The 23,003-nt window shown below is 71.7% G+C and carries 20 protein-coding genes; 14 read left to right on the plus strand and 6 right to left on the minus strand.

Translation table 11 applies throughout. The features are described 5' to 3' along the window. Positions 1–37 precede the first annotated feature (37 nt). The 3 genes from ACIRD7_RS24855 to ACIRD7_RS24865 are packed head-to-tail and all read left to right on the plus strand — an operon-like array spanning position 38 to position 2,945. Positions 38–1,606: a 4-coumarate--CoA ligase family protein gene (locus ACIRD7_RS24855; RefSeq protein WP_403456877.1), complete on the plus strand. Its 1,569-nt coding sequence runs from the start codon at positions 38–40 to the stop codon at positions 1,604–1,606. Continuing rightward, the gene (locus tag ACIRD7_RS24860) at positions 1,603–2,337 is read left to right on the plus strand and encodes an enoyl-CoA hydratase family protein (RefSeq protein WP_403456878.1); all 735 of its coding nucleotides are present in this window, start codon (positions 1,603–1,605) and stop codon (positions 2,335–2,337) included. Before ACIRD7_RS24855 ends, ACIRD7_RS24860 begins: the two co-directional genes overlap by 4 nt. Further along, on the plus strand, positions 2,325–2,945 hold the full coding sequence (locus ACIRD7_RS24865; RefSeq protein WP_403456879.1) for a TetR/AcrR family transcriptional regulator: 621 nt from the start codon (positions 2,325–2,327) through the stop codon (positions 2,943–2,945). Before ACIRD7_RS24860 ends, ACIRD7_RS24865 begins: the two co-directional genes overlap by 13 nt. A gap of 21 nt (positions 2,946–2,966) precedes the next feature. Here ACIRD7_RS24865 and pdxH read toward each other — a convergent pair whose 3' ends face one another. Then, complete coding sequence (pdxH, locus tag ACIRD7_RS24870; RefSeq protein WP_403456880.1) at positions 2,967–3,656, minus strand: pyridoxamine 5'-phosphate oxidase; 690 nt, start codon at positions 3,654–3,656, stop codon at positions 2,967–2,969. Positions 3,657–3,958: 302 nt separating this feature from the next. Here pdxH and ACIRD7_RS24875 point away from each other — a divergent pair, with 302 nt between their 5' ends. The 5 genes from ACIRD7_RS24875 (at position 3,959) to ACIRD7_RS24895 (ending at position 9,335) form a co-directional block, all read left to right on the plus strand. Then, positions 3,959–5,059, plus strand: a complete 1,101-nt coding sequence (locus ACIRD7_RS24875) for a citrate synthase 2 (protein ID WP_403456881.1) — start codon at positions 3,959–3,961, stop codon at positions 5,057–5,059. Between the two features lie 203 nt (positions 5,060–5,262). Then, positions 5,263–6,561: a serine/threonine-protein kinase gene (locus ACIRD7_RS24880; RefSeq protein ID WP_403457497.1), complete on the plus strand. Its 1,299-nt coding sequence runs from the start codon at positions 5,263–5,265 to the stop codon at positions 6,559–6,561. A gap of 333 nt (positions 6,562–6,894) precedes the next feature. Beyond that, a complete protein-coding gene (locus ACIRD7_RS24885) occupies positions 6,895–7,305 on the plus strand; it encodes a RidA family protein (protein WP_403456883.1) in 411 nt (136 codons plus the stop codon). Next, on the plus strand, positions 7,298–7,759 hold the full coding sequence (locus ACIRD7_RS24890; protein WP_403456885.1) for a GNAT family N-acetyltransferase: 462 nt from the start codon (positions 7,298–7,300) through the stop codon (positions 7,757–7,759). The genes ACIRD7_RS24885 and ACIRD7_RS24890 overlap by 8 nt, the downstream gene beginning before the upstream one ends. Positions 7,760–7,895: 136 nt before the next feature. Beyond that, positions 7,896–9,335 (plus strand): PAS domain-containing protein, encoded by a 1,440-nt coding sequence (locus ACIRD7_RS24895; RefSeq protein WP_403456887.1) that lies wholly within the window; start codon positions 7,896–7,898, stop codon positions 9,333–9,335. A 109-nt stretch (positions 9,336–9,444) separates the two neighbouring features. Here ACIRD7_RS24895 and ACIRD7_RS24900 read toward each other — a convergent pair whose 3' ends face one another. Continuing rightward, positions 9,445–10,200, minus strand: coding sequence for an SIS domain-containing protein (locus ACIRD7_RS24900; RefSeq protein ID WP_403456889.1), 756 nt, complete (start codon positions 10,198–10,200; stop codon positions 9,445–9,447). 265 nt (positions 10,201–10,465) lie between these two features. Here ACIRD7_RS24900 and ACIRD7_RS24905 point away from each other — a divergent pair, with 265 nt between their 5' ends. Then, a complete protein-coding gene (locus ACIRD7_RS24905) occupies positions 10,466–11,158 on the plus strand; it encodes a metal-dependent transcriptional regulator (protein ID WP_403456892.1) in 693 nt (230 codons plus the stop codon). A 704-nt stretch (positions 11,159–11,862) separates the two neighbouring features. After that, a complete protein-coding gene (locus ACIRD7_RS24910) occupies positions 11,863–12,750 on the plus strand; it encodes an alpha/beta fold hydrolase (protein WP_403456895.1) in 888 nt (295 codons plus the stop codon). Positions 12,751–13,135: 385 nt separating this feature from the next. On the opposite strand, the gene ACIRD7_RS24915 is transcribed toward ACIRD7_RS24910, so the two are convergent. From ACIRD7_RS24915 to ACIRD7_RS24925, 3 genes are all read right to left on the minus strand, one after another. After that, on the minus strand, positions 13,136–14,728 hold the full coding sequence (locus ACIRD7_RS24915) for a transporter (RefSeq protein WP_403456898.1): 1,593 nt from the start codon (positions 14,726–14,728) through the stop codon (positions 13,136–13,138). Next, positions 14,725–15,495, minus strand: a complete 771-nt coding sequence (locus ACIRD7_RS24920; RefSeq protein WP_403456899.1) for an ABC transporter ATP-binding protein — start codon at positions 15,493–15,495, stop codon at positions 14,725–14,727. Before ACIRD7_RS24920 ends, ACIRD7_RS24915 begins: the two co-directional genes overlap by 4 nt. Positions 15,496–15,612: 117 nt before the next feature. After that, positions 15,613–16,275, minus strand: a complete 663-nt coding sequence (locus ACIRD7_RS24925) for a bifunctional DNA primase/polymerase (RefSeq protein ID WP_403456902.1) — start codon at positions 16,273–16,275, stop codon at positions 15,613–15,615. Between the two features lie 317 nt (positions 16,276–16,592). Here ACIRD7_RS24925 and ACIRD7_RS24930 point away from each other — a divergent pair, with 317 nt between their 5' ends. Continuing rightward, positions 16,593–17,978, plus strand: a complete 1,386-nt coding sequence (locus ACIRD7_RS24930; protein ID WP_403456903.1) for a transcriptional regulator — start codon at positions 16,593–16,595, stop codon at positions 17,976–17,978. Positions 17,979–18,179: 201 nt separating this feature from the next. Further along, positions 18,180–20,039 (plus strand): hypothetical protein, encoded by a 1,860-nt coding sequence (locus ACIRD7_RS24935; RefSeq protein WP_403456905.1) that lies wholly within the window; start codon positions 18,180–18,182, stop codon positions 20,037–20,039. A gap of 4 nt (positions 20,040–20,043) precedes the next feature. On the opposite strand, the gene ACIRD7_RS24940 is transcribed toward ACIRD7_RS24935, so the two are convergent. Further along, entirely contained in the window at positions 20,044–21,348 is a 1,305-nt protein-coding gene (locus tag ACIRD7_RS24940; protein WP_403456907.1) for an ABC transporter substrate-binding protein, read from the minus strand. A 117-nt stretch (positions 21,349–21,465) separates the two neighbouring features. On the opposite strand from ACIRD7_RS24940, the gene ACIRD7_RS24945 reads away from it, so the two are divergent. Continuing rightward, the gene (locus tag ACIRD7_RS24945; protein WP_403456909.1) at positions 21,466–21,966 is read left to right on the plus strand and encodes a hypothetical protein; all 501 of its coding nucleotides are present in this window, start codon (positions 21,466–21,468) and stop codon (positions 21,964–21,966) included. Positions 21,967–22,048: 82 nt separating this feature from the next. Further along, positions 22,049–22,930 carry a formyltetrahydrofolate deformylase gene (gene purU, locus ACIRD7_RS24950; RefSeq protein ID WP_403456910.1) on the plus strand — a complete coding sequence of 294 codons (882 nt, stop codon included), beginning with the start codon at positions 22,049–22,051 and terminating at the stop codon, positions 22,928–22,930. Positions 22,931–23,003 lie beyond the last annotated feature (73 nt).

Raw genomic sequence — 23,003 nt, forward strand, 5'->3', positions numbered from 1 at the left:
CGGGCACCCTGTCGGCACCGTGTCGCGAGGAGGAACCGTGTTCCGCAGCGAGTACGCAGACGTTCCGGCCGTAGAACTCCCCATCCACGACTTCGTACTGGGCCGGGCGGCCGAGTTCGGTGACGCGCCCGCGCTCATCGACGGCACGGACGGCACCACCCTCACGTACGAGCAACTCGACCGCTTCCACCGGCGCGTGGCCGTCGGCCTGGCCGAGGCGGGCGTCCGCAAGGGCGACGTCCTCGCCCTGCACAGCCCCAACACGGTCGCCTTCCCGACCGCCTTCTACGCCGCCACGCGCGCGGGTGCCTCCGTCACGACCGTGCACCCGCTCGCCACGCCGGAGGAGTTCGCCAAGCAGCTCAAGGACTCGGCGGCCCGCTGGATCGTCACCGTCTCACCGCTGCTGGAGGCGGCACGCCGGGCCGCCGAACTCGCGGGCGGCGTGCGGGAGATCTTCGTGTGCGACAGCGCACCGGGACACCGCTCGCTCATCGACATGCTGGCGTCCACCGCACCCGAACCGCAGATCGACGTCGACCCGGCGACGGACGTCGCGGCCCTGCCGTACTCCTCCGGCACCACCGGCATTCCCAAGGGCGTGATGCTCACCCACCGCCAGATCGCCACCAACCTCGCCCAGCTCGAACCCGCCATATCCGCCGGCCCCGGCGACCGCGTCCTCGCCGTGCTGCCCTTCTTCCACATCTACGGCCTGACCGCCCTGATGAACGCCCCCCTGAGGCTGGGCGCGACGGTCGTCGTGCTGCCCCGCTTCGACCTGGAGACCTTCCTCGCGGCCATCCAGAACCACCGCATCACCGGCCTGTACGTGGCCCCGCCCATCGTGCTGGCCCTCGCCAAGCACCCCCTGGTCGCGGATTACGACCTGTCGTCGCTGAAGTACATCATCAGCGCCGCCGCACCCCTGGACGCCAAGCTCGCGGCCGCCTGCTCGCAGCGCCTCGGCCTGCCGCCGGTCGGCCAGGCGTACGGCATGACGGAACTGTCCCCCGGCACCCACGTCGTCCCCCTGGCCGACATGCGGGACGCGCCCGCCGGCACCGTCGGCAGGCTCATCGCCGGCACCGAGATGCGCATCGTCTCCCTCGACGACCCCGACAAGGACCTCGGCGTCGGCGAGGCCGGCGAGATCCTCATCCGCGGCCCCCAGGTCATGAAGGGCTACCTCGGCCGCCCCGACGCCACCGCCGCGATGATCGACACCGACGGCTGGCTGCACACCGGCGACGTGGGGCACGTGGACGCCGACGGCTGGCTGTTCGTCGTGGACCGCGTCAAGGAGCTCATCAAGTACAAGGGCTTCCAGGTGGCCCCCGCCGAACTGGAGGCCCTCCTGCTCACCCACCCCGGCATCGCGGACGCGGCGGTCATCGGCGTGTACAACGACGACGGCAACGAGGTCCCGCACGCGTACGTGGTCCGCCAGCCCACCGCCACCGGCCTCTCCGAAGGCGAGGTCATGATGTACGTCGCCGAACGCGTCGCCCCCTACAAGCGCGTCCGCCAGGTCACCTTCATCGACGGGGTGCCCCGGGCCGCCTCCGGGAAGATCCTGCGACGGGAACTCAGGGAGCGCACATGACGTTGATCGGACGTACCCGCGCGCGTGCCGTGGAAACCCTCAGCCTGGACTCCCCGGACACCCGCAACGCCCTCTCGGCGGCCCTGGTCGGCGAGCTGACGGACGCGCTCACGGACTGCGCGAAGGACACCGACGTACGCGCGATCGTCCTCACCCACACCGGCAGCACCTTCTGCGCGGGCGCGGACCTGCGCGACCCCCCGCACCCGGACGCGCTGGTGGCCCTGCTGAGGCAGATCGTCGAACTGCCCAAACCGGTCGTCGCCCGCGTCACCGGCCACGTCCGCGCGGGCGGTCTCGGCCTGCTGGCGGCCTGCGACATCGCGGCGGCGTCGAGCCAGGCCACCTTCGCCTTCACGGAGGTACGGATCGGGGTGGCCCCCGCGGTGATCAGCCTCCCGGTCCTCCCCCGCGCCGACCCGCGCGCCCTGGCCCGCTACTACCTCACCGGCGAACGCTTCAACGCGCCGGAGGCGGCCCGCATCGGCCTGCTCACGACGTCCGGCGACGACGTGGACGAGGCCCTGACCCCCATCCTGGACGGCCTGCGCAGATCCGCTCCCGAGGCCCTGGCCGAGACGAAAGCGCTGCTCACGGCTAAGGTGCTGGAAACCTTCGACCGGGACGCGGCGGACCTGACCGCGCTCTCGGCCCGGCTGTTCTCCTCCGCGCAGGGCCGTGAGGGGATGACGGCCTTCCTCGAAAGACGGGACCCCCCATGGGTGGTGTGACCACAGTCGGCGACCGCGCGGACCGAGCCGACCGCGTGCCGAAGCAGGACCGCAGCCGCGCCACCCGGCAGCGGCTCCTGGAAGCCGCCGTGGCCTGCCTCGCCGAACACGGCTGGGCGGGCTCCACGGTCTCCGTCGTCGCCGAACGCGCCGGCGTCTCCCGGGGCGCCGCCCAGCACCACTTCCCGACCCGCGAGGACCTCTTCACGGCGGCGGTCGAGTACGTCGCCGAGGAACGCTCGACGGCCCTGCGCACCCTGTTCCCCGAAGGCGCGGCAGACCGGCGCGCGGTCGTCTCCGCCCTCGTCGACCTCTACACCGGCCCCCTGTTCCGCGCGGCCCTGCACCTGTGGGTGGCCGCGTCGAACGAGGACCAGCTACGCCCCCGGGTCACCGAACTGGAGGCCCGCGTCGGCCGGGAGACCCACCGGATCGCCGTGGACCTCCTGGGCGCCGACGAGTCCGAACCGGGCGTCCGGGAAACGGTCCAGGGCCTGCTGGACATGGCCCGCGGCCTGGGACTGGCCAACCTCCTCACGGACGACACCGCCCGGCGGGACCGCGTGGTGGCGCAGTGGGCGGGGCTGCTGGGGGAGGTGCTGGACTGAAGGCGCCCGCCGCGGGCCGGCTCACGGACTGAGCCGCTCCACCCGCCATCCCCCGTCCTGCTCCGCCACATACCGCAGCCGGTCGTGCAGCCGGTTCTCCCGGCCCTGCCAGAACTCCACCGTCTGCGGCGCCACCCGGAAGCCGCCCCAGTTCGGCGGCACCGGCACCTGCTCGCCCTCGGGGTAGCGGGCGGACAGCTCGGCGTACGAGGCGTCGAGGTCGGCCCGCGTGGCGATGACCGAGGACTGGGCGCTGGCCCAGGCGCCGAGCTGGGAGCCATGCGGACGGGTGCGGAAATAAGCCGCCGTCTCGTCGCGGCCGGTACGTCGCGCCACGCCCGTGACGATCACCTGGCGGGCCATCGGATGCCAGGGGAAGAGCAGGCAGACGTACGGGTTCTCGGCGAGGTCGCGGGCCTTGCGGGAGTCGTAGTTGGTGAAGAAGACGAAGCCCTGCTCGTCGAACTGCTTCAGCAGCACCGTGCGCGAGCTGGGCCGGCCCTCGGCGTCCGCGGTGGAGACGATCATCGCGTTCGGCTCGAAGAGGTGGGCCTCCGACGCGGCCTGCTTGAACCAGCGCGCGAACTGCGCCACCGGACTGGCAGCCAGATCGGACTCGGCGAGACCCTCGGCCCGGTAGTGCTTGCGCATCAGGGCGGGGTCGGGGGCGGGCGCGGCGGGATCGAAGGCGACGGCGTCTGGGTCGGTCACGCGGTCATCTTGCCGTATCCGAACCGGCACCGTCCGGCACGGTGTCCTTCGTCACGGGATGGCACTCAGTGCCGCAAGGGCTCCCCAAAGGTGACACTCAGGGATATCGTTCTTATGCCGTTCCGGTTGGATGACCGCCAGCCGCACGGGGCATCACAGGGGTACGCCAAGGACCGCGAGTCCGAGTCCGCGACCGTGGATCCGCCCGGCGTACGTACATCTCTGCCTACTGACATGTGGTCGTTCCACACACCGCCCCACCCACAACCCCATCCGTCGCACACATCACGAGGAGCCGCCTGATGTCCGACTTCGTACCCGGACTCGAAGGAGTCGTCGCGTTCGAGACGGAGATCGCCGAACCGGACAAGGAGGGCGGCGCTCTGCGATACCGGGGCGTCGACATCGAGGACCTGGTCGGCCATGTCTCGTTCGGCAACGTCTGGGGACTGCTCGTCGACGGTGCCTTCCGGCCCGGCCTGCCGCCCGCCGAGCCCTTCCCGATCCCCGTGCACTCCGGCGACATCCGCGTCGACGTCCAGTCCGCGCTCGCCATGCTGGCCCCCGTATGGGGCCTGAAACCCCTCCTGGACATCGACGAGCAGCAGGCACGTGAGGACCTGGCGCGAGCCGCCGTCATGGCCCTCTCCTACGTCGCCCAGTCCGCGCGCGGCCAGGGCCTGCCCATGGTCCCGCAGCGCGAGATCGACAAGGCACAGTCCGTCGTCGAGCGCTTCATGATCCGCTGGCGCGGCGAGCCCGACCCCAAGCACGTGGCCGCCGTGGACGCCTACTGGACCTCAGCCGCCGAGCACGGCATGAACGCCTCCACCTTCACCGCCCGCGTCATCGCCTCCACCGGCGCCGACGTCGCCGCGGCCCTCTCCGGCGCCGTAGGAGCCATGTCCGGCCCGCTGCACGGCGGCGCGCCCTCCCGCGTCCTGCACATGATCGAGGAGATCGAGCGCACCGGCGACGCCGAGGGCTATGTGAAGCGGACCCTCGACAACGGCGAACGCCTCATGGGCTTCGGCCACCGCGTCTACCGCGCCGAGGACCCCCGCGCCCGCGTCCTGCGCCGCACCGCCCGCGAACTCGGCGCGCCCCGCTTCGAGGTCGCCGAGGCCCTGGAGAAGGCCGCCCTGGAGGAACTGCACAACCGCCGCCCGGACCGCGTCCTGGCCACCAACGTGGAGTTCTGGGCCGCCATCATGCTGGACTTCGCGGAGGTCCCGGCCCACATGTTCACCTCCATGTTCACCTGCGCCCGTACGGCGGGCTGGTCGGCGCACATCCTGGAGCAGAAGCGCACCGGCCGCCTCGTGCGCCCCTCCGCGCGCTACATCGGCCCGGGCCCGCGCGACCCGCGCGACGTCGAGGGCTACGCGGACATCGCGCACTGACCCCCGCACATACCGCGGACCGGTCATCACGCGGGGCCCGACAGCTCCGCGTGATGCCGCCCGGCCCGGCGTACGGAACGTGACTGATCCACTGCGCCAGTATGCTGAGGCGGCTGCGGCAATCCCTCCATCACCCTTTCCCACGTGGTGAGTTACGGCCTGCCGCGATCCGGACGTCCGAGGGCATGGGGGTTGGGGAACAGGTGCTGATAGCGGGCCGCTACCGGCTGAGCGAGTCGATCGGGCGCGGGGGAATGGGGGAGGTCTGGCGGGCCTACGACGAGATGCTCGCCCGGCAGGTGGCCGTCAAGCTCCTGCTGCCCCAGGACTCCGACCCCACCGCCACGTCCCGCTTCCGCCTGGAGGCGCAGACCGCCGCCCGCATCGACCATCCGAACGTGGTCGGCGTACGGGACTTCGGCGAGCACGACAACCAGCTCTACCTGGTCATGGAACTCGTCGAGGGCGACAGCCTCGCCCACCTGCTGACCGTGTCCGGCGCACAGCCCGCCGAACGCGTGGCCCGCATCGCCGCCCAGGCCGCCGCGGGACTGGCCGCCGCCCACCGGCAGGGCATCGTCCACCGCGACATCAAGCCCGGCAACCTGCTGCTGGACGCCGACGGCACCCTCAAGATCGGCGACTTCGGCATCGCCCGCTTCATGGACGACCCCGGCGCCGCGCTCACCGCCACCGGGCAGATCGTCGGCACCAGCCTCTACCTCGCCCCCGAGCGCGCCCTGGGCCGGCCGGCGGGCCCGGCCTCCGACGTCTACGCGCTCGGCTGCGTGCTCTACCAACTGCTCACCGGGCGCCCGCCGTTCCAGGCCGACACGGCCGTCGCGATCCTGCACCAGCATCTCGACGCCGCCCCCGTACCACCCCGCGAACTGGGCGTGGCCGGCCTGCCGCCCGCCTTCGAGAGCTACCTCCTCGGCCTGCTCGCCAAGGACCCCGAGCACCGCCCCGCCGCCCAGCAGGCGGCCGACTGGTTCGCCGAGGGCGCCTGGCAGGGACGCCCCGAGCCGCTGCCGGAAGCGGCCTCGCCGTCCACGGCCGGGCCGCAGCGGCTGGGGGAGGTCAGCAACCCGACCACGTACATGCTCCCGTCGGCACAGGGCCGCGCCACCACCGGAGCCCGCTCCCGCTCCCACTCCAGGCCGCGAGCCCGGTCCGCGGGCGGAACGCGACGCGTGGCGGTCACCATCGCCGCGGCGGCGCTCTTCGTGGCCGCGATGCTCCTCGGCATGCTCTGGTTCTCGCCGGACAACACCGCGGCGGAGGGCACGAAACCCGACCCCGCCCCCAGCCCGAGCGTCTCCGCCTCGGTCTCCCCCCTGGATTCGAGCCCGTCACCGATCGCACCACCCGAGAGCCGGGCGCCGGAGCCGACGGAGAAGCAGGAGAGGCGGCAACAACGGGAGCGGCAGAGAGAGCAGCAAGCCCAGACGCAGCAGCAGGACGACGACGGCGGCGACGGCGACGAGAGCGACGACGACTGACCCCGATCGGCTTCAGCCCCGCCAAACGCAGACGACCCGCGAGCTCGGGTCCCTCCGCCTTTGACGGAGGAGCCGGCCGGACGTACCGGCGAGCTCGCGGGTCGGGTGACTGCTGGGATTGGGCCGGCTGCACGCGTCTCTCACGTGCTGGTCCGGCACCGCACTGGGTGTGGTGACGGGCCGCTAGCCCGCAGTCACCTCACGCGTCCGGTATTCATACATCTGCCGAACCACCTCCCTTCTCGTGTGCACCACACCCTAGGAAGCCGCTCGGCCCCGATCAACCGCTTTTTTCGTGGACCTTTCCGCACCGGGTCCCCTAGCGTTCCGTGCATGACAAAGCGGCAGGTGGGGCGGCGGGCGATTCTCAGTGGGGCGGTTTTCGAGGAGCGGATCGGGTACGCGCGTGCCGTCGTCGACGGGGACTGGGTGCATGTGTCGGGGACGACCGGGTTCGACTACGCGGCGATGACGATCTCCGAGGACGTCGTGGAGCAGGCCGAGCAGTGTCTGCGGAACGTGGGGGCCGCGCTGGAGGAGGCGGGGTGTTCGTTCGCCGATGTGGTGCGGGTGCGGTACCTGCTGCCGGACCGGGAGGACTTCGAGCCGTGCTGGCCGGTGCTGCGGCGGTACTTCGGTGAGGTGCGGCCGGCGGCGACGATGATGATGTGCGGGCTCGCGGATCCTCGTATGAAGATCGAGATTGAGGTGTACGCGCGCAGGGGAAGTGGATCAGATGTCTGATCTTCGGATTGCGGCGGTGGGCGGCGACTCCATGCTGGAGGAGTGGCGGCACGTCCACAACGTGATCGTGCCGCCCGCGGCCCTGGACCTCGAGGAGGTGCGGGAGCGCGCCGGGCGGTACCGGCTGCGGAACGCGTACGTCGGTGACGTGCTCGTCGGATGTTCGACGGTGCGGCCGCCGGCCGGTACGGACGCGGTGGCGACGGTCATCGCGCGCGTGCTGCCGGAGTACCGGCGGCGCGGGTACGGCAGGGAGCTCTACGAGGACGGGCTCGCGCACGCGCGCGTGCTGGGCGCCGAGGTGATCGAGACGTGTGTGCTGGCCGTCAATGAGGACGGTCTGCGGTTCGCGGAGGCGCGTGGGTTCGTCGAGATTGATCGGTACGTCCTGGATGACGGGTCCGGTGGGTCCGATCTGTGGGTGGACCTGCGGGTGGAGGGCAAGGCCGAGTAGTCGTATCGACGGCTCGTACAACGATTCCTTCAATCTTGGGGAACTCGGTGTGTGCTGGGTCACGTTCCAGTTAGATGATTGCGAGTGAGCGAACCGACGTGTCGTACGTGCGGACGCAGCTTTGCAGGGGGTCCATGTGAGTGCTTCCCGGCGTAGTGGGACCACCGACGAGCTGGGGCCGGACGAGCCCGAGCGGGACGGTCCGGCCGGTTCGGTCGGCTCCGAGGGGTCGGCAGGTGGCTCGGATCTGTTGGCCGCGTTGCTGGACGGGATGGACGCGGCCCTGTGCGCTTTCGACGGGGACGGCGTCGTCACCCATTGGAACCGTGAGGCGGAGCGGATCCTCGGCTGGACCGCGGCCGAGGCCGTGGGGCGGCACGGCTTCGCCGGGTGGGCGGTGCGCGAGGCCGACGCCGAGGAGGTCGAGGGGCGGCTGATGTCCGCCATGGACGCTCCCGGGCGGCAGGTGCACGAGTTCGCGCTGCTGACGAAGGACGGCGGGCGGGTTCTGGTTCGGACGCAGTCGGCGGCCGTGCGTGGTCCGGACGGCAAGCCCGCCGGGGTGTACTGCGCCTTCAGCGAGGTGCACGCGCAGATCGACCTGGAGCGGTCGATCGCGCTGAGCGAGGCGTTGTTCGAGGACGCGTCGTGGGGTGTGGTGCTGGTCGACGCGGATCTGCGGCCGGCCGTTGTGAACGCTCACGCGGCTCGGGCCTTGGGGATCGGGCGTACGTCGGTGCTGGGGCGGCCGTTGGGTGAGCTGCTGGCCCAGGGTGTGGAGGAGCTGGAGAGCGCGCTCACGCATGTGCTCGCGGAGGGCGCGCCGCCGGCGCCCGCCGAGATCTGGGTGAGCGTGCGGACGCCGGAGGGTGAGCGGCGTCGCTGCTGGCGGTGTGGCTTCGTACGGCTGGCCTCGCCGCTCGCGGAGGAGCCCGTGCCGTTGGGGGTGGGCTGGCTCTTCCAGGACGCGACGGAGGCCAAGCAGGCGGAGCAGGAGGCCGCGCTGCTGCGGTTCCGGGCCAATCAGCTGCATCGCGCCGCGCGTGCCGCGGCCGAGTGCGAGGAACCCGCCGAGGCGGCGACCGTGCACCTGGACTTCGCGCTGGCAGGGTTCGCCGATCACGCGCTGATCGACCGGGTCGCGGGCGGGTCGGTGGCCGACGAGGCGGCGGGTGGGGACAGCGCGGATCCGGTACGGCTCGTGCGGGTGGCCGTGACGCCTTCCGGGGCGCCGGGTCCGAGTCGGCTGGGCGGGGAGGCGGGCCTGCCCGTGCGGTACGCGCAGGGACATCCGGCGTTGCAGTGCGTGGCGCGGGCCGGGTCGGTGCGGGCCGATGCGGGGGATGTGCCGGCGGAGCGGGCGCGGGAGTGGGCCGTGGGGCGGCAGTGGCCGGCGGACGCGGTGCACGCGTTGTGCGCGGTGTTGCGCAGCCGGGGGCGGACGCTGGGTGTCGTGACGTTTCTGCGGGGCGCGGGTCGGAGCGCGTTCGGGCGCGGTGACGCGGTGTACGCGGAGGACGTGGCGGTGCGGATCGCTTCCGCGCTGGATCTGGCGGGGGCTGTGGGCCGCGAGTAGCGCATCGCCGGAGCCCGAGCCGAGCCGGAGCCCGAGCCGAGCCGAGCCGAGCCGGAGCCCGAGCGGCGGGCGCGTGGCCTGGGCCCTGATTGGCTGACGCGGGGTCGGGTCAGTGGCGGTAGAAGATCCGGTCGCCGTACTTCTCGAAGATCCCGCGGTTCCACTCGTGGCCGCCGTCGACGTTGCCCGAGCGCAGCAGCGGGGGCTCGATGCCGCGGTCGGCCAGGGAGGCGGCCGCCGTCGCCATGACCGCCTGGAGGAGGGCGGAGGTGACGACCGAGGACGCGGGGGCGAAGGGGGCCGGGATCGTGTCCAGGTTGAGCTCCGCGTCGCCGACCGCGATCTTCGAGTCGAGGACGATGTCGCAGTGGTCCTTGAGGTAGGTGCCGGAGACGTGACGGGACGTCGTCTCCGAGGCGTACGCCACTGAGGTCACGCCGATGACCTTGACGCCGCGGGAGCGGGCGCCGATGGCCATCTCGACGGGGAGGGCGTTGCGGCCCGACAGGGAGATGATGACGAGGGCGTCGCCGTCGGTCAGCGGGGAGCTGACCAGGACCGCGCCGGCGAGGCCGTCGACGCGTTCGAGGGCGGAGCCGAGGGTGGCGGGCATGACGTCCACGCCCACGACGCCCGGCACCGCGAGCAGGTTCATCAGGGCGAGGCCGCCGGCGCGGTAGACGATGTCCTGGGCGGCGAGGGAGGAGTGCCCGGCGCCGAAGGCGAAGAGCCGGCCGCCGTTGGCGACGGTGTCGGCGAGCAGGGTGCCGGCCGCCTCGATGTGCTGGGCCTCCTCGGTACGGACCCGCTGGAGCAGGGCGATCGCGGCGTCGAAGAACTGCTCGGCCGGCTTGCTGTCGCTCATGCGGGGCCCTCCGGGGTGGCGGGTTGCGTGGGTGGTGTGTCGCGGATCACCGTGCGGTCTGGACCAGTGCGGTGTCAATACGGGCGGGAGCGCGGGCCGGCCCGTTCGGCCGGTCGGGGGGTGTGGACCGGGCGACCCCCTCGTTTCAACGGCTCGGCACGGTTGTCAGTGGTATCCGGCAGAATTGAGTGCAGGGCCAGCGCACGCGCCGTGGAGCTGTCTCGCTTCCGGCTGAGCTAATCGCAGAGCTAATCGAGGGGCACGTATGTCCGGACTGATCGACACCACGGAGATGTATCTCCGCACCATCCTCGAGCTTGAGGAGGAAGGTGTGGTCCCCATGCGCGCCCGGATCGCCGAGCGGCTGGACCAGAGCGGGCCGACCGTGAGCCAGACGGTGGCGCGGATGGAGCGTGACGGGCTGGTGTCCGTGGCGTCCGACCGGCACCTGGAGCTCACGGACGAGGGGCGGCGGCTGGCCACCCGCGTCATGCGCAAGCACCGCCTCGCCGAGTGCCTGCTCGTCGACGTGATCGGACTGGAGTGGGAGCAGGTGCACGCCGAGGCGTGTCGCTGGGAGCACGTGATGAGCGAGGCCGTGGAGCGGCGCGTGCTGGAGCTGCTGCGCCACCCGACCGAGTCGCCGTACGGCAACCCGATCCCGGGTCTGGAGGAGCTCGGCGAGAAGGACGGCGCCGACCCGTTCCTGGACGAGGGCATGGTCTCGCTGGCCGATCTCGACCCCGGTGTCGAGGGCAAGACGGTCGTCGTCCGCCGGATCGGTGAGCCCATCCAGACCGACGCGCAGCTGATGTACACGCTGCGGCGGGCCGGGGTGCAGCCGGGCTCGGTGGTGAGTGTGACCGAGTCCGCGGGCGGGGTGCTGGTGGGCAGTGGTGGTGAGGCGGCCGAGCTGGTGGCGGACGTCGCCTCGCACGTGTTCGTCGCCAAGCGCTGAGCGGCGGCAGCTGTCGGGCGGCAGCTGGCCGGTCAGTCCATCCTGCGTTCTCTCCCGCGTAACTCCTGGGAAGGAAGCGGGAGTTGTGGCGGCCCCTCGATCTTTCGCATTCCAGGTTTCAGTGCGCGGAATCACAGCGCCCGGCCGATGCGCGTGCCAGGCTGTCGCGTGAGGCATACGACCTGAGGCTCTTGGCCGTGACCGACCGTGACGGTCCGGCAGGGAGGGGGCGCGAGGATGTGCCGTGGATGTGGAGAGGGCCCCGGCGCCGTGTGGCGCCGGGGCCTGTCCTCCCCTGTGCTGACCCGGAGCCCCGAGCTCTCAGGGTCATTCCCCTCGGACCGTTTTCCCCGAGCGGTCCGCCTCCCGGTGAAGGTCTCCCCTCGGCGGTGGCGATCAATCCTTGGCGGGGGTCACTCGAATGAGGGGTGTTGTCCTCAGCGCACGTTTTTTCGAATAAGAGTTCGATAGTCTGCGAGTGACGGGTCACGCGGAACGTGCGCTTCAGGAGTGTGCGCATAAGATCACGTCAGACACACAGGACATGCACATCGCGTGCGAGGGCATCGACGGCACGTGCGGCGCAGGTGCCGGACGGTGCTCACGTGGGCGGAGGCGGATACGGCAGGCACGGCAAGCAGGACGCGGATGACAGGACCGGCCGGTGTGAGCGGTCCGAGTGGAGCTAGGGGGGTGCCAGACCAATGGCGCGGCGCATCGACGTGACCGGGGCAGGCGGCGTACGTCTCGCGGCCTGGGAGTTCGGCGACCCTCCCAAGACCGATCCCAGTGCGGAGCACGACGGCACGCTGGGTGTCCTGTTACTGCACGGCCTGATGGGCCGCGCCTCGCACTGGGCCTCCACCGCCCGCTGGCTCTCCGAGCGGCACCGCGCTGTCGCCCTGGACCAGCGTGGCCATGGCCGCAGCGACAAGCCGGCGGCCGCGGCGTTCACGCGCGAGGCCTACGTCGACGACGCGGAGGCCGCCCTCGAACAGCTCGGTCTCGCCCCGGCCGTCCTCGTCGGCCACGCCATGGGCGCGCTGACGGCCTGGCAGCTCGCGGCCCGGCGCCCCGATCTGGTGCGCGGCGTGATCATCTGCGACATGCGGGCCTCCGCGCTCGGCGCGGCCTCGCAGCGGGAGTGGGCGGACTGGTTCAGGGCCTGGCCCGTGCCCTTCGCCACCCTCGCCGACGTACGGAAGTGGTTCGGCGAGGACGATCCGTGGGTCGAGCGGCCGAACCCCTCCCGGGGCGAGTTCTACGCCGAGGTGATGCACGAGTGCGAGGACGGGTGGCGGCCGGTCTTCGTGCCGGACCAGATGCTCCGGTCCCGGGAGACGTGGGTGTTCGACGCGCACTGGGAGGAGCTGGCGCAGGTGCGCTGCCCGGCGCTCGTGGTGCGCGGGCTGGACGGGGAGCTGGGGCGGGCCGAGGCGCAGGAGATGGTGCGGGTGCTGCCTCGCGGGGAGTACGCGGAGGTGGCCGACGCCGGGCACCTGGTGCACTACGACCAGCCGGAGGGGTGGCGGGCGGCGGTCGAGCCGTTTCTGGATGCGGTGCGCTCCGCGGGGGATGCCGGGCGCCTATGAGCTCGGCTCTCGGGGTCTGGCGGCGGCTGCGGGTTGGTTGTGGTTGATCGCGCAGTTCCCCGCGCCCCTGGGGGCGTGCAGTCGCCTGCGTCAGCGAGAACCGTGAGCCCTCGGTGACCGCCGGGGCGGCGCCTTGGAGCTCGGGGCTCGCGGTTTGGTGGCGGCTGCGGGTTGGTTGTGGTTGATCGCGCAGTTCCCCGCGCCCCTGGGGGCGTGCAGTCGCCTGCGTCAGCGAGAACCGTCAGCCCCGCCGCGCGTCAGAGAGCACCGTCACCCCCCCGCGCGCGTCAGCAAGAACCCCTCAACCCCCCGCGCGTCAGCGAGAACCGTCAGCCCCCCGCGCGTCAGCAAGAACCATCAGCCCCCCACCCGTCAGCAAGCCCCGTCAGCCTTTGCTCACCGCTGTCAGGATTTCCGGTAGGCGTGTCGCTGTTCTCGGGGCCGCCAGGCGTAGGCCCAGTAGCGTGATCGCCGCCCCGTAGGCCGCGCCGCCCGGGAGCAGGAGCCAGGTCCAGCTGTCCCCGTCCTCGCTGACGTTCAGCCAGATCGTCACCGCGATGACGGGGGCGCACAGCAGGGCCGCCGCGATCATGCCGCCGAAGATCGAGATCCAGGCCAGGCCCGCCTGACCGGGGGCGACGTTCTTGTAGCCCTCCTGTGGGATGGAGTACGGGAAGCGGGCCGAGGTCCAGGCGCCGGTGGCCAGCATCGCGCCGAGCAGGGCGAGGGACAGGCCCAGCACCTCGGGAAGCCTGGCCCAGTCGCCGAGGAGCGCTGTCGTCAGGACGGTGACGAGGGCGGCGTACGGCAGGGTGATCAGGAGGAGGGCCAGGGCCCGGCCGCGCAGTTCGACGTAGGCGTCCCGGGGGGACGAGATGGTCAGCGCGACCATCCAGAACGCGGACGTGTCCTGCCCGAACTGGTTGTACATCTGGATGCCGAGCATCCCGGCGGCGAAGCAGGCGAAGTAGATCGAGCCGGTGCCCTGGACGGCGTTGAAGAGCGGGACGATCAGGCCGATGGCCAGCGAGGTCACCCAGGCCGCCTTGGTCTTCGGGTCGCGCCAGACATATCGCAGGCTGCGTTCCATGACGGTGCCGGTGCGGCCGGCCGGCAGGAGGCGGGCCAGGCCGGTCGGGGTGCGTTCCCGTACGGCAGCCTCGGTGACCGCCTGGAGTGTCGAGCCGTCGGGGGAGGTCATCAGCCGGGTGAGGTGGCGTGACCATACGGCGATCAGGGCCGCCAACGCGGCCGCTGTGAGGGTGAGTTGGAGGACGGCCGTGCCGTACGCGCCCTCGCTCACCGACCGTACCGCCCCGATCGCGGACGCCGGCGGCACCCAGCGCAGCACCGATGCCGCCGGGTCGAGTTCACCGAGGCCCGACGAACCGAGCCGCTGCGCACCGAAGTTCACGACCTGAGCGCCGACCGCGATGACCAGTCCGCTCAGCACCGCGAGATCACGGCCCTTACGGCTGGTCAGCAGCCGGATGTTGGCGGTGGCGACGGCCCGTGCGAGCGCCACGCACACCAACAGCGCCAGGGCGACGGCGACGACGCCGACGACGTACGCCGCACCGCCGTGCGCGACCGCGATCACCGAACCGGTGAACAGGCACAGCGTGAACAGCGGGCCGATGCCGACCAGGGAGGCCGCGAGGAGTGCCCGCACCAGGGGGCGCGGCCGCAGCGGCAGCATCACCAGCCGGGTCGGATCGAGGGTCTCGTCCCCGCCGGGGAAGAACAGCGGCATCACGGCCCAGCCGAGCGCGAGGACCGCGACGAGCAGGACGACCACCGAGTCGGCGTGCGCGTTGCCGCGCAGCATGATCAGACCGAGGAGCTGCAGCGCGGCGAACAGCAGGACCGTGACCGCCGAGGCGATGTAGGCGATCCGGCGGCCGGCGGACTGCCGCAGTCCGTTTCTGAGCAGCGACAGCTTCAGGCGGACGAAGACTCCCGTCACGTCGGTGCTCATCGCGACCCGCCGCCCAGCCAGTCGAGGTCGGCGGAGGCGTCCCGGCCGTTCGCGCCGACGAGTTCGAGGAACGCCTGCTGCAACGAGGGTGCCTCGCCGCGCACTTCGGCGAGGGTGCCGTGGGCCCGGATGCGTCCGGCGGCCATGACGGCGACCCAGTCGCACAGCGACTCGACGAGCTCCATGACATGGGAGGAGAAGACGACGGTCGCGCCGGAGGCGGTATAGCGCTCCAGGACGCCCCGGATGGTCTGCGCGGAAACGGGATCGACACCCTCGAACGGCTCGTCCAGGAACAGCACTTCGGGATTGTGGAGCAGGGCCGCGGCGAGCCCGATCTTCTTGCGCATGCCGGTCGAGTAGTCGACGACCAGCTTGTGCTGGGCCCCCGCGAGGTCGAGTACGTCGAGCAGCTGGGTGGCCCGCTTGTCGACCTCGGCGCCGGGCAGTCCGCGCAATCGGCCGGTGTAGGCGAGGAGTTCCCGTCCGGAGAGCCGCTCGAAGAGCCGTAGTCCTTCTGGCAGTACGCCGATCCGCGCCTTCACCTCGACGGGGTCCCGCCAGACGTCGTGGCCGACGACTTCGACGGTCCCGGCATCGGGCCGCAGTAGTCCGGTCACCATGGAGAGGGTGGTGGTTTTCCCGGCCCCGTTGGGCCCGACGAGCCCGATGAACTTCCCAGCGGGCAAGTCCAGATCGATACCGGCGACAGCGACCTGCTGCCCAAAACGCTTCCAGAGCCCACGTACTCGAACAGCCGACGTCATGGACGCCAACCCTAAGGGGCGTGGGCCGCGACCAATATGCGGCTCCGCCGCGTGGGCGCGAGCAACCACGATGAGCCCGCAGTCGCCGAACAACCGAACCCGGCAGACGAGAAGGCGCTACCGATCCCGCCCACACGCATAGGCGAGCGGCGAGATCAACTCCTCCGCGTCCGGCAGCCACCGATTCGCGGGCGTCGGCCGGCAGGCCCACTGCACGGCACCCCGCGACCCGAACCGGGTGGGCGGACCGGCGACCCACGCACCCTCCCCGAGCGCCACCAGGTCCAGCGACCCGACCGACCACCCGAGCTTGCGCACCAGATCGGGCACCTTCACCGACGCACCCGGCAGCACGAAGAAGTTCATCCGGCGATCCGGCGTCAACGTCACCGGCCCCAGCGACAGCTCCATCCGCTCCATGCGGGCCAGCGCGAGAAACCCGGCCGTCTCCGGGACGGAGATCGCGTCGAAGGTCCGTCCCGTCGGCAGCAAGATCGACGCGTTCGGCTGCTTCTGCCACATCCGGCGCGCGACGGTCGCGCTGCCCGTCGCCTGGGTCGCCCAGTCGGGGCGCGCGGGGTGCGCGCCGGGCGCGGGGCAGGCGGCGTCGCCACAGGAGCAGTACTGCACACCCTCGACGGCTTCCAGCCAGGTCCCGGGGAACACGTCCCAGTGACGCTCCTCGGCATAGCGAACGGCGGTCTCCAGCAGCGTTTCGCCGCGCTGCTTCGGAATCTGTGCGGCTTCGGTGGCCGGGATCGTCTCTTCCACGCCCAACACAACTCCCGCACCCACCTCCGGTTACGGGGGTAACGCGCGCGGGGGAGGAGCATTGATTCCTCATCTGGGGCGCATGGGTGCATGTGCGGGGGCGCGCGGGAGGATCCGTGGCCGGAGCGGGGTAGCCACCTGTGGGGTCGGCTTCCGCCTTTACCCCGGCAATCCTCACAAGCCTCGCATTTTCGGTATGCCGACGGGGCATTGATCTTCACGGCCGGAATTTTGCGGTGCACAGCCAGTGCCCCGGCTCGGATTCGGTGGTGGAAGACACATCAACTCGGTGCGTGGGCAGGCACCGCAGCCACAGGGGGTACGCCATGGCCGCAAGGCCTCTCGTCGCGCGCCAGCCGAACGAACGGCTTCAGGCGCTGATTCAGGAAGCGGGTTGCTCGAACGCCGGGCTGGCCCGCCGGGTCAACATGTGCGGTGCCGAGCACGGACTCGATCTGCGCTACGACAAGACGTCCGTGGCCCGCTGGCTGCGCGGACAGCAGCCGCGGGGACGGGCGCCCGCGATCATCGCGGAGGCGCTCGGCCGCAAACTGGGCCGTACGGTCACGATCGACGAGATCGGGATGGCCAACGGCAAGAACCTCGCGTCCGGCGTCGGCCTCCAGTTCTCGCCGACGGTACTGGGAGCCATCGAGCAGGTCTGCGAGCTGTGGCGCAGTGACGTCGGGCGGCGGGACTTCCTGTCCGGCTCGTCCGTCGCCGCGTCCGCGTTGGTCGAGCCCAGCCGTGACTGGCTGATCTCGTCGCCGGACTCGCAGGTGGCCCGCTCGGCGGGGCCGCGGGTGGGGCCGTCCGACGTGGCGGCCGTGCGGGCGATGACACAGGCGCTCGTAGACCTTGATCACCAGTACGGCAGCGGGCATGTGCGCCCGGTCGTCGTGCACTACCTCAACAGTGTCGTCTCCGGGCTGCTGGCCGGCTCCTACCGGGAGGCGATCGGGCGGGAACTCTTCGCCGCCGTCGCGCGGTTGACCGAGCTCGCCGGATACATGGCCATCGACACCGGGCAACCGGGGCTGGCCCAGCGGTACTACATCCAGGCGCTGCGGCTCGCGCAGGCCGCCGGGGACCGCGGGTACGGCGGATATGTGCTGGCCGCGTCCATGAGCCACCTCGCCGCGCAGCTCGGAAACCCGCGGGAGATCGCGCAGTTGGCACGGGCGGCGCAGGAGGGGGCGCGGGGGCGCGTGACCCCGCGCGCGGAGGCCATGTTCCATGCGGCCGAGGCGCGTGGGCACGCCCTGCTGGGCGACGCGCGGGCCGCCCAGCTGGCGTCCGGGCGCGCGGTGGGCGCGCTGGAGGCGGCGGACGCGGAGTCCGGCGACGACCCGGCGTGGATCGCGCACTTCGACGAGGCCTATCTCGCCGACGAGTTGGCCCACTGCCATCGCGATCTCGGTCAGGCCGAGGCGGCGGCGCGGCGCGCGGAGGAGTCGCTCGCCGGGCTTCCGGAGACCAAGGGGCGGCGCCGGGCGATCGGTTATGTGTTGCTCGCCACAGCACAGGTGCAGCAGCGCGAGATCGAACAGGCCTGCCACACCGGGCTGAAGGCGGTGGAGCTTCTGGAGACCCTGCGTTCCAACCGGGGCGCGGAGTATCTGGAGGACTTCCAGCAGCGACTGGAGCCGTTCCGGGACGAGCCGGTGGTCAGGGAGTTCGGGGCTCGACTGGATCTTCAGGCCGCGGCGTGAAACCACGGGCCACCAGGGCGTGAACGGCAGGGAAATGAAGGCGGTGAAGGCGAAAGGGGGCCGTAGATAGCGAGTGGGGGACCGGGGTGTTAGCGCCATCACAGGGACGCAGGTCACGTCCTGGGCTGCGTAGCACCCGTGTCGGCGGAGCCGGTAGCGTGACCCGACGATTCACAAGGTCCCCCATAAGTAGGAGTCCCGGTGACGCAGAGTGGACGGGGCGAGGAGCCCTCGGCGCGGCCCGCGCGCGAAGGCATCGTGCTGCCCTCCGACGGTGGTGAGCCGCTGCTGCCGGGCATGGCGGGCACCGCCCAGCCGACGTCGGTACCGGCCACGCCGCCGACCGCCCCCGAGCCCTCGGCCCCGCCCGGCGGCCAGTCCTGGGGCAACCCGTGGGGACCCGAGCAGAACCCGGCCGCGCCGCAGGCCGAGCCGGGCCAGTCCTGGGGCGCGCAGCCCGGCCAGTCCTGGGGCCCGCCGGAACAGCAGCAGCAGTACCAGTCGCCGTCGCCGGCCCCGTGGGGCGCTGCGCCGGAGGCCGCCGGGGGCGTACCGCCCCAGCCGCTGCCGCAGGAGGGCATGGCGTACGGCGGGCCCGCGAGCGCTCCGTCGTACGGCCAGGGCACCGCACCGAGCGCTCCGGCCTACGGTCATGGCGCCCCGGGTTCCGCGCAGGGCGCGCCCTCTTACGGCCATGACGCCCAGGGCGGGTCCTACGGTGCCGGGGCGCCGATGCCCGCGCCGCAGCCCTCGTACGGGCAGGGCGGGGTCCCGTCCGCGGCGCTGCCGTCCGAGGGGCAGCACGGCCCGGGTGCGCTGCCGCCCGCCGCCGGGGAGACCTACGGCGCTCCGCACGCGCCCCAGCCGCCCGCCGCCTCCCAGGGCTTCGGGGCTCCGCTGCCGCCCGCCGACGAAGGCGCCACCCAGTACATACCGCCGGTCGCCGCGGCCCCCGCGGGCGCGGACAACCAGGCCACGCAGTACATACCGCCTGTTGCCGCGCCCCCCGCCGACGAAGGGGCGACGCAGTTCATACCCCCGGTCGGGCCGGGCGCGCTGCCGCCCGAGGTGTCCAGCGAGAGCACCCAGGTGCTGGGCCGGGCCCGGCAGCCGGGCGGCGCCGGACCGATGCCGCCGGCCTCCGGCGGCGACGCCGACGCCACTCAGTTCATCCCGCCCGTGTCCGGGCAGCCGGGCCCGGTGCCGCAGGGCGGTCAGCAGCGGCAGCCGCTCTCCGACTTCGACAACCTCTTCCGCAGCGAGCCCGCGGCCGGTGCGGCCCCGGCCACCCAGCACCTGCCGCGCATCCAGCCGCAGAGCTCGCACGATCAGGGGTACTTCCCGCCCGGATCGCACGGCGGACACGGTGGGCACGGCGGCCACGGCATGGGCGGTGACGACGACGGCCGGGGTGGCCGCGGTGGCGGTACGGGATCCCGGCTGCCGCTGATCGCCGCCGTCGGCATCGGGATCGCCGTCCTCGGCATCGGCGCGGGCGCGCTGCTCGCGAGCGGGGGCGGGGACGAGCAGAAGAGCGACGACAACAAACCCGTGTCCGCCACGGCACCGGCGAGCGAGGGCTCCGCCTCGCCGTCCGCCGACCCGGCCGAGCAACAGGCGGTCGCGCTCGACAAGCTGCTGGCCAGCAGCGGCGACAGCCGTACCGCCGTGATCAACGCGGTGGCCGACGTGAAGTCCTGCGACAACCTCGGCCAGGCCGCCCAGGATCTGCGGGGCGCGGCCAAGCAGCGCACCCAGCTGGTCACCGACCTGTCCGAGCTCAGCGTCGACCAGCTCGCCAACCACGCGGCGCTGACCACCGCGCTGACCAAGGCCTGGCAGGCGTCGGCGTCCGCCGACAACCACTACGCGGCCTGGGCCGACCAGGTCGCCGGGAACAAGAAGCTGTGCAGGAAGGGCCAGGCCCGCTCCACCGGCCAGACCCAGGCCGGCAACCGCGACAGCGGCACCGCCAGCGAGCAGAAGAAGACGGCGGCGCAGCTGTGGAACTCGATCGCCGAGAAGTACGGGCTGACACAGCGTCAGCCGACCCAGCTGTAGGCGGTCAGCTCAGGTCGGCGGCCTGGAGGGTCTTCGTCACGTCGATGAAGCTCTTGCGGGCCGCCACCAGCCGGCCGTCGCGTACGACCTGGAGGGTCACCGCGCGGTTGACCAGCCGGGGGTAGCCGACGGCGGCCAGGACGTCCTGGAACTTCCACTGGAGGGTCGGCGTGAGGCCGCCCGTGGAGACCTTCAGCCCACCGTTCAGCGCGCCCCGCACCGAGTCGGCGGTCACCGCGCCGTCGCCGAGCGACTCGACGGCCTTCTTGAACGCCGTGTAGGCGATCCACGTGGTCTGCACGCCGGCGTCCGCGGGGTCGATGCGGTTGTCGCCGAAGGCCTGCTCGCTGATCACCTTCTTCATGGCGTCCCAGCGCGGGTCGCTCGCCACGGGGTACCAGCCGGTGATGTACGAGCCGTCGTACGTCGACGCGCCGCCGGTCGCGTTGATCACGGTCTGGTCGACGCTGCCGAGAACGGTGGCGGTGCGCACCTCGGGGTACTCCGCGCGGGCACGCCGGAAGGAGTCCATGAAGGTGCTGGTGCGATCGCCGAGAGCGGGCACCACACAGCCCGTCTCGGACCGGTCGGTGGAGTACTCGAGCGCCCGCGCAGCCTGCTCGCCGTACTCGGTGGCGTCGTCGTCGGCCAGCTGGTCGGCGGAGGTCGAGTGCCTGCCCGCCCGCAGGCCGGAGTCGAGCAGCGGCGGCAGCTCGTCGCCCGCGATGCTGTCGGGCCGCACCAGCGCCACGGGGCCGCAGGCGCGGGCCAGTTCCTTGCCGAGGCCCGCCAGGAGGGTGGGCTGGCCGCCGTTGACCGGGTAGGAGAGCGGGCTGGTGAACTCGGCCTTGGTGACGCCGTACCCGCCTATGTACGGGATGCCGGCGCCCTCCAGGGAGGGCAGGAAGGTCTCGCCGTACTGGCTGTAGGAGCCGATCACCGCGACGACGTTCTCCTCGACCGCGCGGTCGGCGCACTTCGCCGCGGCCACGCTGTCGTTGCGGTCGTTGCAGGTGAGGACCTTCAGCTTGCGGCCGCCGAGGCCGCCGTGCGCGTTGACCCAGCGCGCGTACGCCTGCGCGAAGGCCGGCATGCCGGGCTTGTTGGTCGCCTTGGTGTTCTGCGGGGCCCAGGTCATCACGGTGATCGTGTCATCCCCGGAACCCCCCGTGGCACCGGGGATGACACCACACCCGACGGCGAGTGACGCACAGGCCACCAGTGCTGCCGCCGCGCGAGCGGTTGCTCTGACGGGCCGGTTGGTGATCATGGGGAGGAAGGTGCTGCGCATGCGTGGCCTGCCGGTCATGTGCACGCACGATTCCGCCACACAACAAACCTGCGCGTGACCCTCGGTTATCGCGAGGTGACCAGGAGGTGAATTGCGGGGGTGAGTGGGGCGCGAATGAACGGGAACGTACGATCGGTGACCGTGCAAGGTTCGGATAGCTCTTCCCGTCGCGGCCGTCGCTCATCCACCATGGGCGGCATGCCACTCAACGACATGCCGTGGTGGCGCTGGCGCAGCAATGTGCGCTCCGCGCTGCACATGCTCTCCGACCCGGTGTTCCAGCGGGACGTCTGGCTGGCCGGCGTCGACGGGTACGGCGACGTCACCGACGCCGTGTACCGCCTGGTCGAGGACACCTGGCTGGACAACTGGTCCGCCGAGAAGTACGTCGGCACGATCTTCCGGGACTCCCAGGAGGCGGCCCTCGTCGACACCGCCGTGCTGCGGGTGCTGCGGATCATGCACCAGGTGGGACCGGACGCCCCGGTCTCCGCGTACGTCGACCACCCGGCGTGGCCGGAGGCGATACGGGCGGCCCGGGACGCGCACGTGCGGATGGCCACGGCCGACGGCGACGACCCGGACGCCCCGCCGCGCACGCTCGAGGTGCTGCGGATCATGACGCGGTCCGCGTAGGGGTCCGGCCCGGGCCGGGCGAGCAGTCCGGGTGCCGGGACGACTGTCCACCGGGGGCCCCGGATATGGGACCCTGTGCTGCATGAACGAGCAGTCCACCCGAGCCGCGGTCCCCGCCGAGCAGTACGTCCTCATCCTGTCGTGCCCCGACAAGCAGGGCATCGTGCACGCCGTGTCGAGCTACCTCTTCATGACCGGCTGCAACATCGAGGACAGCCAGCAGTTCGGTGACCACGACACGGGACTGTTCTTCATGCGCGTCCACTTCTCGGCGGAGTCGCCGGTGACGGTGGAGAAGCTGCGGGCGAGCTTCGCGGCGATCGGGGACTCCTTCCAGATGGACTGGCAGATCCACCGGGCCGAGGAGAAGATGCGGGTCCTGCTGATGGTCAGCAAGTTCGGGCACTGCCTGAACGACCTGTTGTTCCGCGCCAGGATCGGGGCGCTTCCGGTGGAGATCGCCGCCGTGGTGTCCAACCACACCGACTTCGCCGAGCTCGTGGGGTCCTACGACATCCCCTTCCACCACATCGCGGTGACCAAGGACAACAAGTCCGAGGCCGAGGCGCAGTTGCTGGAGATCGTGCGCGAGGAGGGCGTGGAGCTGGTCGTGCTGGCCCGCTACATGCAGGTCCTCTCGGACGACCTGTGCAAGCAGCTGAGCGGGCGGATCATCAACATCCACCACTCGTTCCTGCCGAGCTTCAAGGGCGCGAAGCCGTATCACCAGGCGCACGCCAGGGGCGTCAAGCTGATCGGCGCCACGGCCCATTACGTCACCGCCGACCTCGACGAGGGGCCGATCATCGAGCAGGAGGTCGAGCGGGTCGGGCACGACGTCACGCCGGACCAGCTGGTGGCGATCGGGCGGGACGTGGAGTGCCAGGCGCTGGCGCGGGCCGTGAAGTGGCATGCCGAGCGGAGGATTCTGCTCAACGGGCGGCGGACGGTCGTGTTCGCCTAATAGCTCGGGGTTTCCGCTCGGCGGGCGGCTGCGGGTGGTTCGTGGTTGCTCGCGCAGTTCCCCGCGCCCCTGG

It is taken from the genome of Streptomyces sp. NPDC093568 (assembly GCF_044764945.1).
Classification (GTDB): Bacteria; Actinomycetota; Actinomycetes; order Streptomycetales; family Streptomycetaceae; genus Streptomyces.